Raw genomic sequence first — 17,724 nt, forward strand, 5'->3', positions numbered from 1 at the left:
AAAGGGTTACCCGTTGCAGCGTCCTTCTTTTTCCATAAGCCATGCAGCGTATTCGAGTTCGTGCCGGTCGTCGATATTCACAACAGGGCGCTCAATGATCACGCCAAGGCAATTCTCTTCGATTATGTGCCCGTTCTCCACCAATGTCTCACGCCGGAGCGCATAGCAAATACCGTTGCGGTGGTAGTATTGGGGAATATACTGGCGGATGGCGAAACGTGCGCCTTCATCCAGGTAAAAGCCGATAACTCCGTCATCAAGCTGTAGGGTCTTATGTGGCGTAAAGTGCGCGGGAGTCGGGCTCACGGTTGCTGCTGCAGCCGCATCGGATTCCAGCAAGGTGCGGACGGTGCGTTCAACATCTTCCGGTCGGCGCAGAGGGCTTGTTGGCTCCAGCAATATCGAGACGTCAAAGCGCATGCCGTAGTGCGCTTCGCTGGTCAGCCAGGCATGCCGCCACATATCAACCGAAGACGCCTTGTCTCCGGAAATCTCGTCCGGACGCATGAATGGTGCTTCCAGTCCATGGCGCACTGCTTCGGCAGCTATCTCGGTATCATCAGTAGAGACGATGGCGCGGTCAATCCAGGGCAAGGATTTCGCTACCGCAGCAGCGTGCCCTACAAGGGATACGCCGCATACAGGCTGCAGGTTCTTGTGCGGAATGCCCTTGCTCCCGCCACGGGCGGGCACCACGGCCAGTATGTTGTTATCAAGCAGACTCATGACGCTACGCAAAGTCTATTGCGCGCCCAGTGTTGCTGCTCTCCCTGGCGGCCTCAACCAGTTCCAGCACACGGACGCCTTCGTCGATATGGCAGGAGGGCGTAATTCCTGAATCCAGCATCAAGAGAAATTCTTCAGCAACAGCAACAAACATGTCGTTGCGCTCATCGGAAAAGTGCTCTTCCTTCCAGTTGGGTTCCATGTCGCCAGTGGTGCGTAGGGCGTTTGGCTCCCACTCTATGCTACCTTTTTCGCCAATGACACGCAGGGATTTTTCATGCGGCCGGCCGTAAAGGTCCAGATGCAGGCTCACGCGCATACCGCCTGGATATGTCACGAGCATATCTACATTGTCATCGGTGGTTATTTCCAGGTCGCTTATTTTTTCCACACGGGCAAAAAGCGATGTCGGCATGCCGAAAAGCCAGAGCATGATGTCGATCCAGTGGCTTTCATCGAGTAGCGCCCCCCCGCCTTGTTCCTTGCTGGCCATGAAAAAATCCTGATAGCGCTCCCAGGGGTGCCAGTCCGCCAGGTGTGCGGACATGGTGAAGCGGACAAAGCGTATGTCACCAACGGCTTTTTTCTTGATCATTTCGCGGAGCTTACGCATGGGGCGCCACCACCGCCATGTATATCCCAAAAGCAGGGGGGTGCCGGCGTCATTGGCAGCAGCAGCCAGCCTGGCAGCCGATGCTTTGTCTGGTGAGACGGGTTTTTCCAGCAGAATGGGCAGCTTATGGTCCAGGCATGCCAGCCCTTGCTCCACGTGGAAGGCAGGGGGCGAAGTGATGGCCACGCCGCTGAACTGGGAGGCATCAGCCAGCGCCGCCTCAAGGGATGTGTAGCCTTTTTGCACATGCATGGCCTGGGCTGCTTCGTCCAGGCGATCCTGGCGCGGATCCATGCAGGAGACCTTGCACCCAAGGTCGCTCAGATTCTTGGCGTGGCGCTTGCCAGCGCTACCTGTGCCCAAAATCAGGATGTGCTTGTCAGACATTGCGTTCTCCTGCGTTTTTTGCTGCATTAGGAAAAGGCGCGTCAGCGCACGCCTACGGTCATTTTTTGGTACGCCATGGGGTCAAAGGCCGCTTCCAGAAAGAGGGGCGACTTGCAGTTCCACGCGGCCAGCGCCTTGCCCAGGCTGGCAAGCGAATCCACGGATTTGACGTGATACCCGCAACCGGCCATGGCATCCAGCCAGGATGGCGCGGCGATCTGCGTGGGCTTTTGGGTCAGATCCTTTGCCAGCGCGCCGCCAAGTATGGTGCCTAGATGTCCGTCCGTCAACAGCACCACGGCAAGGGGCAATCCCAATTTAACTGCAATGCGGGCTTCGGCCACAAACATGCCCAGCCCCCCGTCACCGGTAAAAAGCACGGTGGGCACAGTGGCGTCCGCAATGCTGGCCCCAATGGCCATGGGCAGGCCAACGCCCATATAGCGCCCCTGCCCGGAGGCGATGTGCAGTTCCGGGGTGGGGGCCCGCCAGACGTGCTCCGCCACCACGCAGAAGTTGCCCGTGTCCATTACAACCCTGGCCTGGTGGTCGAAATGTTCTTCAATTGCGGCCATTATCGAGGCGGGCATGAACCCCTGTTCCAGAAGGTGCGAGCGCAGCTTTTTGGTGGTGATGGCCAGAGTCTCCAGCCCCCATTCCTTGCCGGACAATGCCTGGGCCAGGGACTCCATTTCCTCGGCGCCCCCTCTGATGACGGCGCTGAAGGCAAAACCGTCGCTTTCAGCTTCCCCCATGGGATCCACGGCAATGGCAGGGCAATGGAAGGGCGTTGCTGCAAGCACCTCGTTGTGGCGGAGGCCCAGGCCGATAACGAGGTCGGCCTCTGGCAAAATTGCTTTCTCGGGAGCCAGAGGGCCGCCTGCACCTGTATAAACGCCCCCGGATTGCGGCAGGCGTTCGTCCAATACGCCTTTGGCCGCAGCGGTGGAAAATACGGGAATGGCCAGCTTTTCGAGTAACGGTCCCCAGTTTTTACGTATGGCGAGAGTGCCGGCAATGATCACGGGGCGCTCGGCTTTGGAAGCCAGCTCCAATGCCTGCCCCAGGGCCATGGGAATGAACTCCTGCAGGTTGGATTCCGGCAATTCCGGCGCTTGTTCCATGGGGGCGCCGCTGATTTCCAGGTGCACGGGGCCTGGAGCTTCGCCCTCTGCCAGGGAGGCAAGTTCATGAAAAGTAGGGGCGATCTCTCCCAGGTGATAGCGTCCCTTGCAGACGGCCGCGACCAGGTTGCCATGGTCCAGGCGCTTGTGCGCCTTGTTCGCGGGCGCTCCAGGGGGGTAGGCTTCTGTGGCGGTGATAACGGGCAGTCGCTCCAGGTGGCAGGCGGCCATGCCCGGCACCATGTTGGAAAGGCCCGGACCTTTGATGCCTATCGCCATGGTGGTTTCGCGCCTGATGCGTCCAAGGGCGCCTGCCATGATGACGGCGGCGCCTTCGAAGTGGGTCAGGTGAAAGGCAACGCCTTGCTGCTCGAGGGCGTGGATCAGCGACAGGCTTGGCCCTGATCCTGGGATGCCGAAAACGTCTTTGACGCCGCGGTCTGCCGCTTCCTGCGCGATACGCTCCAAATGGTTCATACGGCGAGCCTTTCACGGATTTTTTTGGCTGCGTGGGCGCAGACAACAGCCACGGCGTCCGGTGAGAATCCACCGCAGTGTGGTGTGATGATTACATTGTCGTGCTCTTTGGCAAAAGCGTGCAGTGCGGATTTTTCCAGCTCGGGTTCATCGCTGAGAACATCCAGACCTGCGCCGGCCATGCGCCCCTCTTTGAGGGCATCGATGAGGGCGGCCTCGTCCACTATGGCGCCGCGAGAGGTATTGATGAGAATGGCGCCCTGTTTGACACGGCTGAGCAGTTCACGGCTCACCAGCCCCTTTGTGTCCTCGGAGAGGTGCACGTGCACGGAGATGAAGTCCGAAGTGGTGACGACCTTTTCCAGCGAAGCTGGCGTGATGGTCTCGGGGAAGTCCTTGAGAAAGGGGTCATACCCGATGGTCTCCATGCGGAAGGCCTGGGCGTAGCGGCTCATCCAGGTGCCCAGACGGCCGCACCCTATCACGCCCAGACGCTTACCTTGCAGCATGATGCCGGGGAAGTTTTCCCTGGTCCAGTTGCCGGCCTTCACGCTTTCCGCGGCCGCCACCAGACGTCTGGCGCAGGCCATAAGCAGGGTGAAGGACAGCTCGGCGGCTGGGGTTATGTTCAGCAGCAGTTCTCGGTCTTCCTTTAGAGTTCGGACAGGAATGTCGCGCTTATCCAATTCACCACGTTCGATATGGTCCGAGCCGGTGGTGGCGCAGGAAATGATCTTGAGGTCAGGAGCTGCGGCAACCATCTGGTCCGTAATTTTGACCTTCATGGAGGCGTCCAGCAGTGCGTGGCTCTGGGCCAACGCTTCAGCCACGGGGGCGGGTTCTGCAACAGGGTGGATGATTTCAACTGATTCCGGAAGCACCTCTCGCGCTGCGTCTGCTCCGACCTTGTCTCCCAGATAGGTGATGCGCATGTAAATTCCTTTGCTTGTGTTGATGAGCGTGAGCGCTGTTATTCTTGCGCCCCAGGCCCTTTGGCCTTGGATTTTTCTATTTCAAGTGATTCCTGGCGATCCAGGATGTCCTGATAACTGCGTTCGATGGTGCGCCCCATGGGTTGCAGCTCCAGAAGGCGGTCTGCCTTGCGCAGGGTGGTGATCCTGTGCGCAATGACGAGCACGGTTTTGGAGCGGGACAGATTTTCGATGGATTCGAGGATAAGCCTTTCCGATTCTCCGTCCAGGGCGCTGGTCGCCTCATCGAAAATAAATATGTCCGGATCGCGCAGGATTGCCCTGGCAATGGTCAGGCGCTGGCGCTGCCCCCCGGAAAGAGAAACGCCCCTGTCTCCCACCTGGGTTTCGTATCCCTCGGCAAGGGCGCTGATCACGTCGTGAATGTTGGCCATTTTAGCCGCCTGCAGCATGGCGGCCTCATCGGCGTCCGGATTCCCGACCATGATGTTTTCGCGGATGGAAGCATTGAACACCAGCGGGTCCTGTCCGACGTATCCGATATGTTTGCGCCACTTGTCTTCGTTGATTTCTTGCAGGGGTATATCGTTGATGAGGATGCGCCCCTGTTGTGGAGAAAAAAGCCCCACCAGCAGGTCCACTATGGTGGTTTTGCCGATGCCGGAAGCCCCGACCAGAGCGGTCATGCGGCCTCTTTGGATGGTGAGGTTCAGCCCTGCAAAGACCTGTGTCTTGCCATCGTAGCTGAAATGCACATCATCGAAGACAATGTCCTTCTGCAAGCGGCCGGGATCCTTGGTTCCCCGGGACTGCTTTGCTGAGATACCCTCGTTGATCTTGCGGTGGATCATGTTCAGGGAGGGCACGAACGAGAGCAGTTTCATGCGCAGGGACATGGTGTTGGAGGCATACACCAGCATACGCTGGGTGACGACAACGAAAAAGCTGAGAAAGGGCAGGATGGCCTGGAGATCGCCCTTTGTCAGGTGATAGACCATGAGTGCTATGGAAAGCAGGAAAATGACAAAAAATTCGATGGTGTAGCCTGGCATGTCTGCAGCCAGGCTGAAACGGGTCATGATTTTTGCGAATTGTGCGGTGTGTTTGTCTACCAGCTTGATGAAGCGCGACTGTAGATTAAAGAGCTTTACCTCTTTCAGGCCGCCGATGCTTTCCGCCGTGACGGCGGTTATTTCCTGGTCCAGGGCCAGGCGTTGCTTGCCTGTTGCAATGGAAAAGCGGGACGTGATGGCGCGCATCATCCAAAAGAGACCGCCCCCCAATGCCAGTGTGAGCAACGTTACCTTCCAGTCGGTGAACAGCAGTACCGAGAGCAGGAAAAGAAACAAAACAAACTTGCTCAGCATCTGGAGCATCAGGGTCAGCGCCTTGGCTGCCTGCTGCGGTTCCACCCGGATGTCGTTGATGAGCGTGCCCTGTTTTTCCGTGATGACGTCCAGGTAGGCGGCGTTGAGGTACCGGGAAAGCAGTTTGGTGGTCCAGCGCCTGCGCAGGGACATGGCAAAATGGGTGGATAGCCCCACGTAGCTCAAGAGGAGGACGCTTTTGAGAAAGAAGAAAATGGTCAGCAGCCCCAGAATGACCTCAAGGTGGTACTGTTCTGGGAAAAATTGCAGAAGTATCTGCATGTGGCCGCCGATGCCGCCCTGATCGACGCCAAAAAGACTCGAAAGCAGCGGCATGAGCAGAGAGAGCCCGGCGCTTTCGAAAAAGGCGCCCAGTATGACAAGAACCAACAGGAGTACGGATATTTTCCTGTACCCCTGGCTGAGTTCAAACAGGACCCGGAAAAATCCCGGTCCCTGAGGTGCGCCTGCTTGTTCCTGGCTGGCTTTGGACATGCGGTATCCGCCCCGAGTGCAGGGCTGCTCAATAGGTGATGTGTTTGGTTATTGTCAGCGGTTCGGTGGCCAGCAGGTGCGCTATGCGTCTGCCTGCCTGACCGTCGCCATACAGCTTGTCTGTCTGTACGGAGCCGTTTTTCATGTGAGCTTGGATGGCCTGATAGATTTCTTCGCGGTCATACCCCACATCGCGGACATTCAGGCCCCGTTCGCGCCCCCATTGCCGGGTGCCGATGTTCACGGCGGGCACGCCCAGGTAGGAACATTCGCGAATGGCCACGCTGGAGTTACCCACAATGCAACGGGAGTGGTAGAGCAGCTTGAGGAAATCCTTGGGCTTCATATTCTTGAAGAAGTGAATGTTTTTTGGATTGTACTGCTCGCGAAAACGCCGGATGCCCTTGGAGGTGCCGTCCGAGCCGGCGTCCACATTGGGCCAGAACCACAGGCAGGGCACATCGAGCCGGCTCACCGCCTCGAGGGTCTCCAGGATATGCTCCTGGGCCAGGCCGTATTCCGTGGTGACGGGGTGCTGCATGATTACGATGTAGCCATCGGAAAGCCCCATGTAACTGCCCACGCCGCCATACTTTTCAAAGGGATCGAAATCCATTTCAGGGTTGGAGAGCACCTGATGCGCCAGATCAATGGAGGGGCAGCCCGTAAGGTACACGGATTTCGGGTCCTCGCCCATCTTGATGACGCGCTCTCTTGCTGCCTTGGTGGATACAAAATGCATGTTCGCCAGCTTGGTAACGGCATGGCGAACCTTTTCGTCGATGGAGCCGGTGACCTCGCCCCCTTGTACATGGGCCAGGGGGATATTCAGGTAGGCGGCGGCCGTTGCCGTGGCCAGGGTCTCAAAGCGGTCTGCCACGGAAATGACAACGTCCGGCTTGAGATTGTCCAGAGACGAAGCCAGTTCCATAAGGCCAAGGCCGGTGGATTTGGCCGAGGTGACCAGATTCTCGCCCTCGAGTATCATGTAAATACGCGCTGCAATGTCAAAACCGTCATCCTCGATGACTTTGACGGCATTGCCGTATCTATCGAGCAGGGCGGATGCCGCCACAATGAACTGCAACTCCAGGTCCGGATGTTCGCGGATGGCCAGGAGTGCTGTCTTGATTCGGGAATAGCTGGGGCGGGCCGTAACGACCACGCAAACTTTGCGCTTGTTGGACAATGGTCCTTCCTCGCTGGAAAATATGTGTTGCTGGGCGGTTAGCTCTCATGCCCCATCAGGCATGGTCTTCAAAGTCATTCTCATCGAAAAAATGGTCCGTGTCCACATCCCTGGCCAGCACCAGGCCGGTGAGCTCTGGTATCCTGTGCGCTGGGATGCCGCAGCCGGGCTTTTTGGCGGCCAGATCCTGCGGGGTCAGCACCGTGCCCTTTCTCAAAGGGTGCGCAGCCACCACACTTTTGGTGAAGGTGGAGCGCAACGGTTGCATGGTGTCCAGCATATCATCCTTGGCCAATGGATTTTCTCGCATGCGCTCAATGGTGCGGATGCCTTCGATAAGCTGCTTGAACTCACCGGTGGTTACAGAGGCCGGCACGTCCGGGCCGAACATTTCGCGGCTGAAGGTAACGTGTATCTCCAACATGTCCAGGCCGAGAGCAGCAGCAGCCAAGCCGGGGTACATGGTGCCAGAATGGTCGGAAAGTCCGGCGGCGCACCCGTAACGCTCCCGGAAAAAGGAGATCATGTTCAGCCCGACTTTTTCCGGCGGCACGGGGTACATGGACGTGCACTGGAACACCCCAAGGGGGGAGCCGGCCTTGCAGATTGTTTCCACAGTGGTGTCGATCTCCTGCAAGGAGCTCATGCCGGTGGAAAGCAGCACCGGCAATTTCGTCGCCAGCACAGGGTCCATCAGCGTCGGGTTGGTCACCTCGCCAGAGGCTATCTTCCAGGCCTTGATGCCGATTTTCTTGAGCAGTTGCACTGCTTCGGGGGAAAAGGGCGAACTCAGAAACAGCAAACCTTTTTCCCGGGCGTGCTCCTCCAGGCCTTTCCACTGCTCCGGCGTGAACTCCATACGCCGCCAGTAGTCCATGCGGGTGTCATCCTGAGGGCTGAAGCGTACGCGCCAGGGTTCTTTCTCCGTGCTCTCGGCAGAGGCGATATGCGTCTGGAACTTGACCGCATCCGCACCGGCTGCTGCAATGGCGTCGATGTAGCTGTGCGCCATGCCCAGACTGCCGTCATGTGCCTGCGCTATTTCACCGATGATCAGGCAGGGGTGCTGGGCGCCGTAAGTTTTGCCATCTATGGTCAGGCTGGGGCGATTTGCCTCAGATAACGTGTCGGACAACGTGGTCATAGGGTATCCTTCATCATTGTTGTACTTCCCAGGGGCTGCGCTCTGGCTTCATCGCACAGGGCCCTTTTTCTCAAAGCATGGCCCTTTCGGCCATCCCGGGGCACGTGTGGGATACTGCAAGGCGCAATCATGTGCAAGGGTAAGCAAAAGCCCCCCATGCATGAGCGGCGTGCCGACCCGAAGCGACTTTTCCCCACAGAAGGGGACTTGCCAGTATCTTTGCAGCGGGCTACCCCTTGGAGACAGCGATCATGTTGCCCCTTTTGCGGGCATCAAAGAGAAACAGCAAGCGGAAAACGAGATGAACAAAAACAAACAACTTCAGCAGGATAGAGCGCCAGTGCACGCAGTTTTCTTTACGGCCACGGAACTTCGCCACCAATACATGCGCAAGGCTATTTCCCTGCATCCAAAGGTGGATGTGCTGCGCACGTATTGTGAACACAAGGAAGAGAAGGTCCGCGCGGCCATTGAGCAGCATACAGAGGGCGCGGCCCTGCAAGAGCGCCATCTGCAAGGGCGCCGCCGCAGTGAGGAAGATTTTTTCGCCCCTTTTGTGACATTGGCGCCTGACTACTCGCATCCTGTGGAGCTGGCCTACGGTGCGATAAACACGCCCGAATGCCTGGAAGCGATCGTCTCCCTGCAGCCGGATGTGCTGGCCGCCTATGGCTGCTCCCTGGTCAAGGAGCCCTTGCTGGAAGCCTTTGCAGGGCGCTTTCTCAACGTGCATCTGGGACTTTCGCCCTATTATCGTGGCACAGGCACGAACTTCTGGCCCCTGGTCAATGGCGAGCCTGAATATGTGGGCGCGACCTTCATGCACATCGACGCCGGGGTGGATACGGGCGAAATCATCCATCAGATACGGGCCCGAATTTATCCCGGAGACACGCCCCATCAGATTGGCAACCGCCTGATTGCGGACATCGCCATGGTCTATGGCGAACTCATTGCGCGGTTCAACGAACTGGAGCACATGCCGCAACCGTCTTTCGCCGGCGAAGCCCGCGGGGGGCGTTATTACATGCGCAAAGATTTCTCGCCCCAATCCGTGGAGCAGCTGTACGCGAATTTTACCGGCGGCATGATCCAGAAATACCTCGACGCGCAGCAGGAGCGAGACGCGGCCGCGCCCCTGGTTGTAAATCCGTGTCTTGCGCAAAGCATGCAGCAGGACTAAGGTCGGCCGCCATGAAAGCGATAATGTACCACTATGTGCGCGAGGCCAAAGCATCTTTGCCGTATTTCCGCTACCTGCATCTGGAGGATTTCCGACGCCAGTTGGACCTGTTCGAGTCCGAATACGGGTTTGTTTCCCTGCAGGACCTGACCCGCGCCATTGAAGCGGGCGACCCCGCTCTGGTGCCTCGGGACGGCGTCATCCTGACCTTTGACGACGGCTTTGCCGACCACTACGACTTCGTGTTTCCCGAGCTTGTGCGCCGTAATTTATGGGGCGCGTTCTATGTGTCCACTGCCATGTTTGAGACTGGCAAGCCCCTGGACGTACACCGCATCCACATCCTGCTGGGGCGTTTTGGCGGCAGCGCGCTGCTGGAGGCCGCCCAGGAGATAGTGGACGAGGAAATGCTGGTGGACAGGGATGTGGAGGCCTTCAGGACCCACACCTATACCCGGCAAGATAACGACGCGGCCACAGACGCCTTCAAGCGCATGCTGAACTACTTCATTTCCTACCAGTGGCGGGAAGAAGTGCTGGACCGCCTGTGCGACGCATTTCTGGAGGGCGGCTGGCAGGGGCTGCGCATTGAAGATATCTATATGAACATGGAGCAACTGCGGGAGATGCAGGCCGCGGGCATGCTCATCGGCAGCCATGGCTATAACCACCTGCTGCTGTCGAAACTGCGTCCGGACGAGCAACAGGACGACATCCATAAATCCTTTGCCTACCTGGAATCCGGCCTGGGGCAGATGGCGCCTCGTAGCTTTTGCTATCCATACGGAGGGGCGCACAGCTTCACCCCGGATACGGAACGCATCCTGGACGATTGCGGCTGTCGTTTCACCTTCAATGTGGAGGGCCGCGACATCACCCCTGACGACCTGCTGGGGCGCCCCCAGGCGTTGCCGCGCTATGACTGCAACCTCTTCCCCCACGGCAAGGCCAGCATGGGCGATAAGCGCCCCGGGAATTGAGAGGAAGAGAGCAGCGCCGGCCACTCTCAGCGAGTTGGCTGGTGCCAGGAAAGTAAAGGGAGAGGCATCGCCTTATCCCTGCCGTGTCGGCTCCACGTTCCCCTTTGTGTAGAGGTCGATGCCAAAGGCTTCCACAATGGCAAAGGTCTTTGCCTCTTCATCGGGCGTGACGCGTTTTTTCCATTTTTCCACCAGGTAGCGTTTGTCGCCCGCACCTGTTTTGCCCTCGAAGAACTCCTTGGTGTCGCTGCCGGAGTACCGCACCGTGCGGGAGGGGCGCGAAGCGCTGGCGGCCATGCGTTCCGGGTCGGGCAGGTGCAGCGCCCTGGCCAGGGTGGCCGCGGTTTCTGCGGGGCGCAGCACGATGTCCTCATAGCACACGCTGACCCAGTCGCGCTTGTCCTGGCAGAAGAGAAGCGGCGCGTTCTGCAGGCACCAGTCAAGCACCCCCTGTTCCAGGTCCGAACCTGTTTTTATGATGCGGGCGGCCAGGGCGGCTTGCTCCGGCGTAAACAGGGACATGTATTCCTCGTTCTGCAGGTAAAAGGGCAGAGAGGGGTAGTAGCGACGCGAGAGCGTCACTGCAATGGGGTGGCGGTACATGGCCAGCACCTGCCCCTTGTATGTATCGCGGAACCAGTTGGCCATGTCCTTGCACCCGTGCAAAATCTTGTAGCAGATGCGGTTGGTGAACAGGGCGCGGTCCCGGCTGAAGGGGTTGGGATTGGCGTAGGGTATCTTGTTCTGTTGCAACCTGTTGAAATAATAATGCAGGAGTTGCTCCCGGCGGGGGTGGGGCAGCAGGTCCGGAAAAGATGTGAATCCGGATTCCCGAACCACCATGGGGTCGCGTACGTCCAGGGGTTCATTCACGAACTTCATGCCCGGCTGCGACGTGAGCACTTCCGAAAGAAGGGTGGAGCCGCTGCGCGCCGTGGTGAACAGAAAAACATCCGGCAAATCACCGGGGCGGTGTATGTTGCTGAAGCGTTTTACCAGCGATTTCAGGCGCAGGCCTATTGGAATTGCAGGCAGAGCGGTGGGCTCGGTCATATTCTTGCTCGTCTATTTCATGCTTGGATTTATGTAGCGATCCGCATCATGCGGACCTGCCGGTGTGGCAAACACCGGCCACGGTTTCTTCTCTTCAAATGAGCGGAAAGAGTGTTACTGACCGCCCCCCGCGGCATTCGCCGCGCGCACTCCCTACTATCGTCAGCAAGGCGGCGTTGCAACCTGCAGATACATGGGGCGCTTTGGCCTTCCGGACCAATATCGGTCTTGAGAACTTGCCGCCCCTGCGCTATCCCAAGTACGGCCCCGCAGGGATTTCTTTTTTGCATGTGTTCTACGCAGATGCAGGGGCGCTCCTGAAAAATGCCGGCGTGCTGTGCTTTTGCCATGCCGGGAAACAAACGGGGAAATAGTGCAATCCGCTCCAAAAAATACGGTCTCCCATGCTGCAGGGCAAGGGGACGTGCTGTTCATCTGCTCGCCGAGTTTCGGCATACTGGACCAATGGCTGCCGGTCATCGATTCCTTATCCCGTGAGCATGGCGTTGGCGTGCACATCCTGTTTCCGGAGCAGAAAAGCGCTGCCAACATCGACCCCAGGGACCTTACCTACGTCATGGGGAATGAGGTTTTCAAGAGCGCGACATTTTTTTCCATCTATCGCCAATGGATACGTGCGAAAAGCCTGGCCGACGCCCGAAAGCTGGCGGCATTTTCCACTGTGGACAAGTTTGCAAAGCGCTTTAACAACCGCTCCCCTGTTCCGCTTGCCGGCAAGGTTGTGCAGCGCGTGCGGGATATGGTTGCCGCGCCAAAGGGCGTAGATGCAGAAGTGCTGCCCCTTGCGGCTGTGCGCGGCAATATCAAGGCCGTGCTGTTCGACTTGCACATTTCACCGGAGCCCTACTTCAAGGAACTGCTGCAGGTTTTTGGGGATTTGCCCTGGTTCTCGCTGCGTCATGGCCCCAATATTTTTTCAGGGGACACCATTCCCGAGGCAGGGCTCAATGTGCCGGAGAATGTCACGGCCTACCTGCATGGCGCTGTGGAAAGTGTCCCTTACCAAAAACATTTTGGCCTGGCTCCGGAGCAGTGCAAAGTGGTGGGCGTTCCCCGGCACGAGAAATTCTGGATAGACCGTATCTGCACGGAAGTGAAAAGCGACCTGCCCGAAGCGTTTTTGCAGCGCAACAAGGGATATGTGTTTTTGATTTCCAGGCCTGGCACAACGCGGCATTTTCCCATGGACCGCAAGCGGATTGCCATTCAGGAGTTGAAGCAACTCGTTATCGAGGAACTGGGCTGTGGCCTGGTGGTGAAGATGCACCCCAAGGAAATGCAGGAAGGGCTTTACGAGGAACTCCTCGGCAAGGAACGGCAGGGAGTGGATTGGGTATACTCCAAAAACCACCCGTTTTATCTGGGCAGAAACAGCCGGTTTTCCGTGGCGTACCTCACCAGCGTGTGCGCGGATATGATCGTGGCGGATTCACCCATGATAGAGCGGCTGGACTTGCGGGGATTTGACCAGAGCGTGTCTTCGCGCATTACCTTTGACGCACAGGGCGCCCCCCAAATGCAATACCTCCGGGATGGTCTCGTTCTGGGGGCTTGTAATCTGGAACAGCTCCGGCAACAGGCCGCGGCAATAGCAGCCGACAGGGAAGGGGTGCTCGCCCGGTTGCGGGAAGGATACGCCGGGGTGTTCGCCCCTTGCGAAGGGGCGGTGCAGCAGATCACACAAGATGTTCTTGCTGGGCTGGCCAAGGTCTGAATCGTCTCTTGACCCCATGGGAGCTTTTCCCTTGTCTGCAACGGGCAGGGGATCTCATAGCCTTGGTTGTCGCCTGCATTGGAACCCCGACAGTTCCTCAATGGAGAGCAAAGCCGACTGGGCGCATCAATCCCGGGTATAGATACTGAAGTAATGGTCCGCAGGGCCGAGAAAACCGAGCCGTGTATCGAAAATGGCCCGAAACCTGCGCAGGGCATAAGGCGTGTAGGCGTTATTGCGTTGCAGGGTGAATCCCACAGGCTCGATGGCCTTGCGCCACTCTTTCCACCCTTGTTTCGTGGTATAATTGACCGGTTCGTTGAGTAGTCCCAGCTTTTTCAAGAAAGGGCGCAGCCCGTGGCGCGTGCATTCCAGAATGACCAACACGCCGCCTGGTTGCAGCAATCCATAAAGGCCGCGGAAAAAGGATATGGCTTCTGGCAGCAGTGGAGAGCGCCCCAATGGGGTGTTTGTCTCAAATATATGGTGCAGGGTGCAGGGGATGATGATCATGGAAAAGCGCCCCTGCATCTCTTTCCCCGTGTCCTGAATGTACTGCTGCATGGTGTTTTTGTGTATCTCACAGCGGTTTTCCAGCTCGCAATGCCGGATCAAAGCCAGCAACGCTTCGTAATCGGTACAGTCGTTCCCATCCTTGTCAATGTATGGGTCGACGCCGATGACACGTCCCGCGCCGCCCCGCAGCAGGGCATGCATCGCATCGTGCCCTTGTCCCACGCCAACATACAACAGGTGCGTGTTGTGCTTTGCAAACCAGGGCTGCAAATAGCTCAAGGCATGATCCAGCTTGGCTATTGATTCGCGTAATCCGCGCCGTTCGTTGCGTGCAGTGATTGCGTTTTCCAGGTATTTCATGCCGGAAATAATGGTGGGATATGTTGTATGCTGTATGCATCTTTATTAAAAATATGGGGATGAATGTCAAGAGGGATGATTTGCAGGCATGAAGCCAGCAGTTTGTTGCTTGTAGCTTAAATCTTACACAGATGTCGCGGGCGTATCAGGGATTGATGATGTTTTGCACTTCAATGACAACTTTCATGCGCTGTCAATGCGGACTGCAGGAGGGGGCACACCGGGTGGACAGCATGCATTGCATATAATTAGAAGAGTATAGCTATGAAAATAGCATGTTACAGCCAAAAAGGTGAGAACGGCGCGTGCTGCAGTCAGTGCTGTTACAGGCTGCTGTTCGTCATGGAATAGGTATTAAATGGAAGCGTAATTGGTTGGTATTTCAGGAACAACTTTTTTAATAAAAAAAGCGCGCCATTTATGGGCAAATGGCGCGCATCTAAGCGAAGGAAAGTCTTGAAGCATCTAAAAGGGGGGGCGGTCGATCATCACCTTATTGTTCAATGACAATAGGATCGATCCAGTTTTCCAGAAATTCCTCGAATGTCTTTTTGGGAAGTCTCGCCTCGTCAAATACCGTATCAAGGGCGAAGCGCCTGGTATTGATGATGCAGACCGAGCGCTTCTTGTCCCGGGAGTAGTCCCAGACCATGGCCTGGAAGAAGCCGTCGCGTTTTTTCTGGATATTGTTCAGGGACCAGTCGCACACTTCGCCCTGGCAAGGGGTGTAGTCGGAAATGTCGTTCATCACCAGGTCCAGCAACACGGCGCGTCGTCCCGTCTTTTTATTTTTCCAGTATACATCAAAGTATGGGTCTTGAATCTCCCAGCTGCCAGTATCGGGGTTCAGGACTTCCAGGAAGGAGTGGTCTTCCAGGTCGGGCGCTTTTCTGGTGCTGAAGGCATGCACCAGCCGGGCCTTGATGCCCAGGGCGTCCAGGATGGCGATCATGATGTTCGCCTGGTGATCGCAAAGCAGTTTTGGCTTGGGCGCATCAGGGTCCTGTAACTGGGCGGCAAACATCTTGGTGATGGTGTCGCCATGCTTGGAGATGGTGGTGTCCAGTTTGCGGATGGAAAAGGCATGCACCAGGGAGCGCACGGCATCGATACGGGCCGTTTCATTCGGGAACTTGTCGCGGTCGAAATGCGCTACAACCGCCTGGTCCACATCCGCAGCGGTCAGGCGGGAGTATTCGCGATCCCAGTTGCGATGAATCCGCTTGAATCTTGCAAGCTCCTCGCCATAGGGGAGGGTTTGGAACAGCAGCCATACGCCGCCGGCAAGCAGCAGGAAGACAGCGATCAGCAGAACGAGTTTGGTGCGCACAGTGCCCCCTCTGGTTGTTTCAGAATCTGCCGTGATTTGCGTTATGTTTAGTGTGAGCCTTTGTCTGCGCAGGTCACGAGAAAGCAGTCCTCCGCCCCTTGCATGGGCATGACTGTAACGGGTGCAGCGTTGCCGTTTTTGGTGATCCCGGCGGACAGTGCTTGGAATTGCTCCAGGTCAGCGCGCATTTCATCGAGTTCAATGCCGTCGTATTTGCTTTTACTGTATGTCTCGTAGCGTTTGCCACTGCCGCGTAATCGCCCCAGAAATGCACGCGTCCTGCGTTTGGTGTTCTTTGCATGCCAAAACACCCTCCCGAGAGTTCCCAGGCGTTTGGGCAGCGTTCCAGCCTTGAAGGCCTTTTCCAGTTCCAGGAGGCTGGCAATCACATGCTCGCAGGAGTAAGCGCCTTCCGTAGCGCAAGCGTGATCGTCAAAAATCTTTTGATCTTCGGGGGAAAGCGTGTTTGCCGCATTTTGTTTAACTGCATTTTGCAGTGCGGTTACGACCTCGTCCGCGGTAAATGCAGTCACGCTTACAGCCTGGGGCACTTCATGGTTGAAACGCGGATTATTGCAGGGCAGGTAGGAAACTGTCGGCCTGCCAAGAACGTGGGCTTCAATGCTGGTGGTGCAGTTGTTATGCAAAAGCGCATCCGCCCCTAGAATCCAAGGCAGGGCGGAGCCTTCGAAAATGACCTTTACGTTGGGCAGGTCCTTGGTCTTTTCTCGCCAGACGTTTCTGTTTTCTGACGGATGCGGACGCACAACTATGTTGTGGTCGGGAAAGGTTTTGCTCAAAACAGGCATCAATTCCACAAAAGCGAAAAAGCTATTCTTGATGTGTTCGTACCATTTTTCAAGAAAATCCTGGTAATCAGGGGGGGAGTCTTTGGGTTGCCACATCATTTTTTGCAGAAAGTGATCGAAGCCAAAGTGGTTGTTGTAAATGCTGAAGCTTGAGTTGAGCAGGATATAGGGGCCATGCTCCTTGCGCAGTGCATCCGCCTGACGTGCAAAGAGCTGCCGGTATGGTTCCCGCAGAAGGTCGAAACGTGGATTGCCGGTGAGCACTATTCTGTCGGCGGTATTGGGCGCCCAGGAGGCAATGGCATCGGCCTGCACTTTACCCCATGCGAAAAATGAGTCCAGGACGCTTATTGCGTCTCTGTCGATGCGCCTGGCGCCATACTGCTGCTTGTCAAAAATGCTTATGCCCTCTTCGCACCAGGCCGTCAGCCGGTGCCCGCGCATGCTCGCTCTTTCCAGGGGCATCCTGTTGCGCTGGTTCACGTTGCGTTCCAGCACCAGCCCTGTGGGAAGCTTGAGAAGATGCTTCTGGAGGTCCGTATGGCCGCCCAGGACCACATCAAAGCCGGCGCGCGCTGCGTACATGCTCAACAGCAGTTTGCCGTGGTACTCGCGGACTTTTGTTTCAATGGGAATATAGAGTAGTGTTCGTGAATTCATATGCAGTACGGGGATGTTGCGGCATGTCAGGCCAGTAGAATAAACAGTGACTCGTGGCGGAGAACGGCCCGGCTGACACAATGATCATTAGGGAGTGCTTCGATAGCTTGAAATGCTACGGATGTCCAGAATACGCAGTGCCAGACCGGGTATGAACGTCGGCGTCAATCCTGGAAGAATCCCTTGCTGCAGGCAATCGGGGGGAGTTGCAGCAGTGTATAAGCAGGCCTCCCGATGTGTTGGGAATAGCTTCTTTCTGCGTAATTGTCTGTATGGACAGATGATCCAATGTGAAAGCCCCCGGGGGAACGGGGGCTTTCGTCGTGTGGGGTGATTGGATCGGGTGTGGTCTTGCCCGCTTTGCTATTGCGGTTATCTTACATCTAAGCACGAATCATTAACCCTACATTACCGGCTCCTTAATTTCTGGTAATCAGGACTCCATAGAGTATGGTGAGGGGCTCCAGCGCAGATAAACGTATCATAAACGCCTTCTCAGGAGGCATTTAGTATAATCTTTTGTTGACAAGGCGAGAAGTTTATATTTGAAGACGTCTTCACTCTGCGGGTACGCAGTGTATCCTCTCTTAGCAGGTAGCAAGGCACGATGCTAAGAAAATCAGGGAGACGTATTTACAAGAGTA

The 17,724-nt window shown here is 56.8% G+C and carries 14 protein-coding genes; 3 read left to right on the forward strand and 11 right to left on the reverse strand.

The window, feature by feature from the left end; translation table 11 throughout:
• Positions 1 to 6: 6 nt before the first annotated feature.
• The 7 genes from ACZ5EH_RS13035 to ACZ5EH_RS13065 are packed head-to-tail and all read right to left on the reverse strand — an operon-like array spanning position 7 to position 8,454.
• Positions 7 to 726 carry an acylneuraminate cytidylyltransferase family protein gene (locus ACZ5EH_RS13035; protein WP_464274313.1) on the reverse strand — a complete coding sequence of 240 codons (720 nt, stop codon included), beginning with the start codon at positions 724 to 726 and terminating at the stop codon, positions 7 to 9.
• A gap of 4 nt (positions 727 to 730) precedes the next feature.
• Positions 731 to 1,753 carry a Gfo/Idh/MocA family protein gene (locus ACZ5EH_RS13040; protein WP_464274314.1) on the reverse strand — a complete coding sequence of 341 codons (1,023 nt, stop codon included), beginning with the start codon at positions 1,751 to 1,753 and terminating at the stop codon, positions 731 to 733.
• Between the two features lie 14 nt (positions 1,754 to 1,767).
• Entirely contained in the window at positions 1,768 to 3,327 is a 1,560-nt protein-coding gene (locus tag ACZ5EH_RS13045) for a thiamine pyrophosphate-binding protein (protein ID WP_464274315.1), read from the reverse strand.
• Positions 3,324 to 4,259, reverse strand: coding sequence for an NAD(P)-dependent oxidoreductase (locus ACZ5EH_RS13050; protein WP_464274316.1), 936 nt, complete (start codon positions 4,257 to 4,259; stop codon positions 3,324 to 3,326). Before ACZ5EH_RS13050 ends, ACZ5EH_RS13045 begins: the two co-directional genes overlap by 4 nt.
• A gap of 38 nt (positions 4,260 to 4,297) precedes the next feature.
• Positions 4,298 to 6,121, reverse strand: coding sequence for an ATP-binding cassette domain-containing protein (locus ACZ5EH_RS13055; RefSeq protein ID WP_464274317.1), 1,824 nt, complete (start codon positions 6,119 to 6,121; stop codon positions 4,298 to 4,300).
• 28 nt (positions 6,122 to 6,149) lie between these two features.
• Entirely contained in the window at positions 6,150 to 7,310 is a 1,161-nt protein-coding gene (gene neuC, locus ACZ5EH_RS13060) for a UDP-N-acetylglucosamine 2-epimerase (protein WP_464274318.1), read from the reverse strand.
• A 55-nt stretch (positions 7,311 to 7,365) separates the two neighbouring features.
• Positions 7,366 to 8,454 carry an N-acetylneuraminate synthase family protein gene (locus ACZ5EH_RS13065; RefSeq protein ID WP_464274319.1) on the reverse strand — a complete coding sequence of 363 codons (1,089 nt, stop codon included), beginning with the start codon at positions 8,452 to 8,454 and terminating at the stop codon, positions 7,366 to 7,368.
• A gap of 340 nt (positions 8,455 to 8,794) precedes the next feature.
• Between ACZ5EH_RS13065 and ACZ5EH_RS13070 the strand changes: the two genes are divergently transcribed.
• The gene (locus tag ACZ5EH_RS13070) at positions 8,795 to 9,637 is read left to right on the forward strand and encodes a formyl transferase (protein WP_464274320.1); all 843 of its coding nucleotides are present in this window, start codon (positions 8,795 to 8,797) and stop codon (positions 9,635 to 9,637) included.
• An 11-nt stretch (positions 9,638 to 9,648) separates the two neighbouring features.
• Positions 9,649 to 10,617, forward strand: coding sequence for a polysaccharide deacetylase family protein (locus ACZ5EH_RS13075; RefSeq protein ID WP_464274321.1), 969 nt, complete (start codon positions 9,649 to 9,651; stop codon positions 10,615 to 10,617).
• A 72-nt stretch (positions 10,618 to 10,689) separates the two neighbouring features.
• Here the strand turns inward: ACZ5EH_RS13075 and ACZ5EH_RS13080 are convergent, their stop codons facing one another.
• Positions 10,690 to 11,670, reverse strand: a complete 981-nt coding sequence (locus ACZ5EH_RS13080) for a hypothetical protein (RefSeq protein WP_464274322.1) — start codon at positions 11,668 to 11,670, stop codon at positions 10,690 to 10,692.
• A 373-nt stretch (positions 11,671 to 12,043) separates the two neighbouring features.
• On the opposite strand from ACZ5EH_RS13080, the gene ACZ5EH_RS13085 reads away from it, so the two are divergent.
• Entirely contained in the window at positions 12,044 to 13,405 is a 1,362-nt protein-coding gene (locus ACZ5EH_RS13085; RefSeq protein ID WP_464274323.1) for a hypothetical protein, read from the forward strand.
• Between the two features lie 126 nt (positions 13,406 to 13,531).
• Here ACZ5EH_RS13085 and ACZ5EH_RS13090 read toward each other — a convergent pair whose 3' ends face one another.
• From ACZ5EH_RS13090 to ACZ5EH_RS13100, 3 genes are all read right to left on the reverse strand, one after another.
• A complete protein-coding gene (locus ACZ5EH_RS13090; RefSeq protein ID WP_464274324.1) occupies positions 13,532 to 14,281 on the reverse strand; it encodes a methyltransferase domain-containing protein in 750 nt (249 codons plus the stop codon).
• A gap of 493 nt (positions 14,282 to 14,774) precedes the next feature.
• Positions 14,775 to 15,611 carry a hypothetical protein gene (locus tag ACZ5EH_RS13095; protein WP_464274325.1) on the reverse strand — a complete coding sequence of 279 codons (837 nt, stop codon included), beginning with the start codon at positions 15,609 to 15,611 and terminating at the stop codon, positions 14,775 to 14,777.
• Positions 15,612 to 15,658: 47 nt separating this feature from the next.
• Positions 15,659 to 17,080, reverse strand: a complete 1,422-nt coding sequence (locus tag ACZ5EH_RS13100) for a surface carbohydrate biosynthesis protein (RefSeq protein WP_464274326.1) — start codon at positions 17,078 to 17,080, stop codon at positions 15,659 to 15,661.
• Between the last annotated feature and the right edge of the window lie 644 nt (positions 17,081 to 17,724).

It is taken from the genome of Desulfovibrio biadhensis (assembly GCF_055388615.1).

Bases quoted from the DNA above. Each gene is read 5' to 3' on its own strand.
- ACZ5EH_RS13035 (WP_464274313.1), bottom strand. From the start codon at position 726: ATGAGTCTGCTTGATAACAACATACTGGCCGTGGTGCCCGCCCGTGGC.
- ACZ5EH_RS13040 (WP_464274314.1), bottom strand. From the start codon at position 1,753: ATGCAGCAAAAAACGCAGGAGAACGCAATGTCTGACAAGCACATCCTG.
- ACZ5EH_RS13045 (WP_464274315.1), bottom strand. From the start codon at position 3,327: ATGAACCATTTGGAGCGTATCGCGCAGGAAGCGGCAGACCGCGGCGTC.
- ACZ5EH_RS13050 (WP_464274316.1), bottom strand. From the start codon at position 4,259: ATGCGCATCACCTATCTGGGAGACAAGGTCGGAGCAGACGCAGCGCGA.
- ACZ5EH_RS13055 (WP_464274317.1), bottom strand. From the start codon at position 6,121: ATGTCCAAAGCCAGCCAGGAACAAGCAGGCGCACCTCAGGGACCGGGA.
- ACZ5EH_RS13065 (WP_464274319.1), bottom strand. From the start codon at position 8,454: ATGACCACGTTGTCCGACACGTTATCTGAGGCAAATCGCCCCAGCCTG.
- ACZ5EH_RS13075 (WP_464274321.1), top strand. From the start codon at position 9,649: ATGAAAGCGATAATGTACCACTATGTGCGCGAGGCCAAAGCATCTTTG.
- ACZ5EH_RS13080 (WP_464274322.1), bottom strand. From the start codon at position 11,670: ATGACCGAGCCCACCGCTCTGCCTGCAATTCCAATAGGCCTGCGCCTG.
- ACZ5EH_RS13090 (WP_464274324.1), bottom strand. From the start codon at position 14,281: ATGAAATACCTGGAAAACGCAATCACTGCACGCAACGAACGGCGCGGA.
- ACZ5EH_RS13100 (WP_464274326.1), bottom strand. From the start codon at position 17,080: ATGAATTCACGAACACTACTCTATATTCCCATTGAAACAAAAGTCCGC.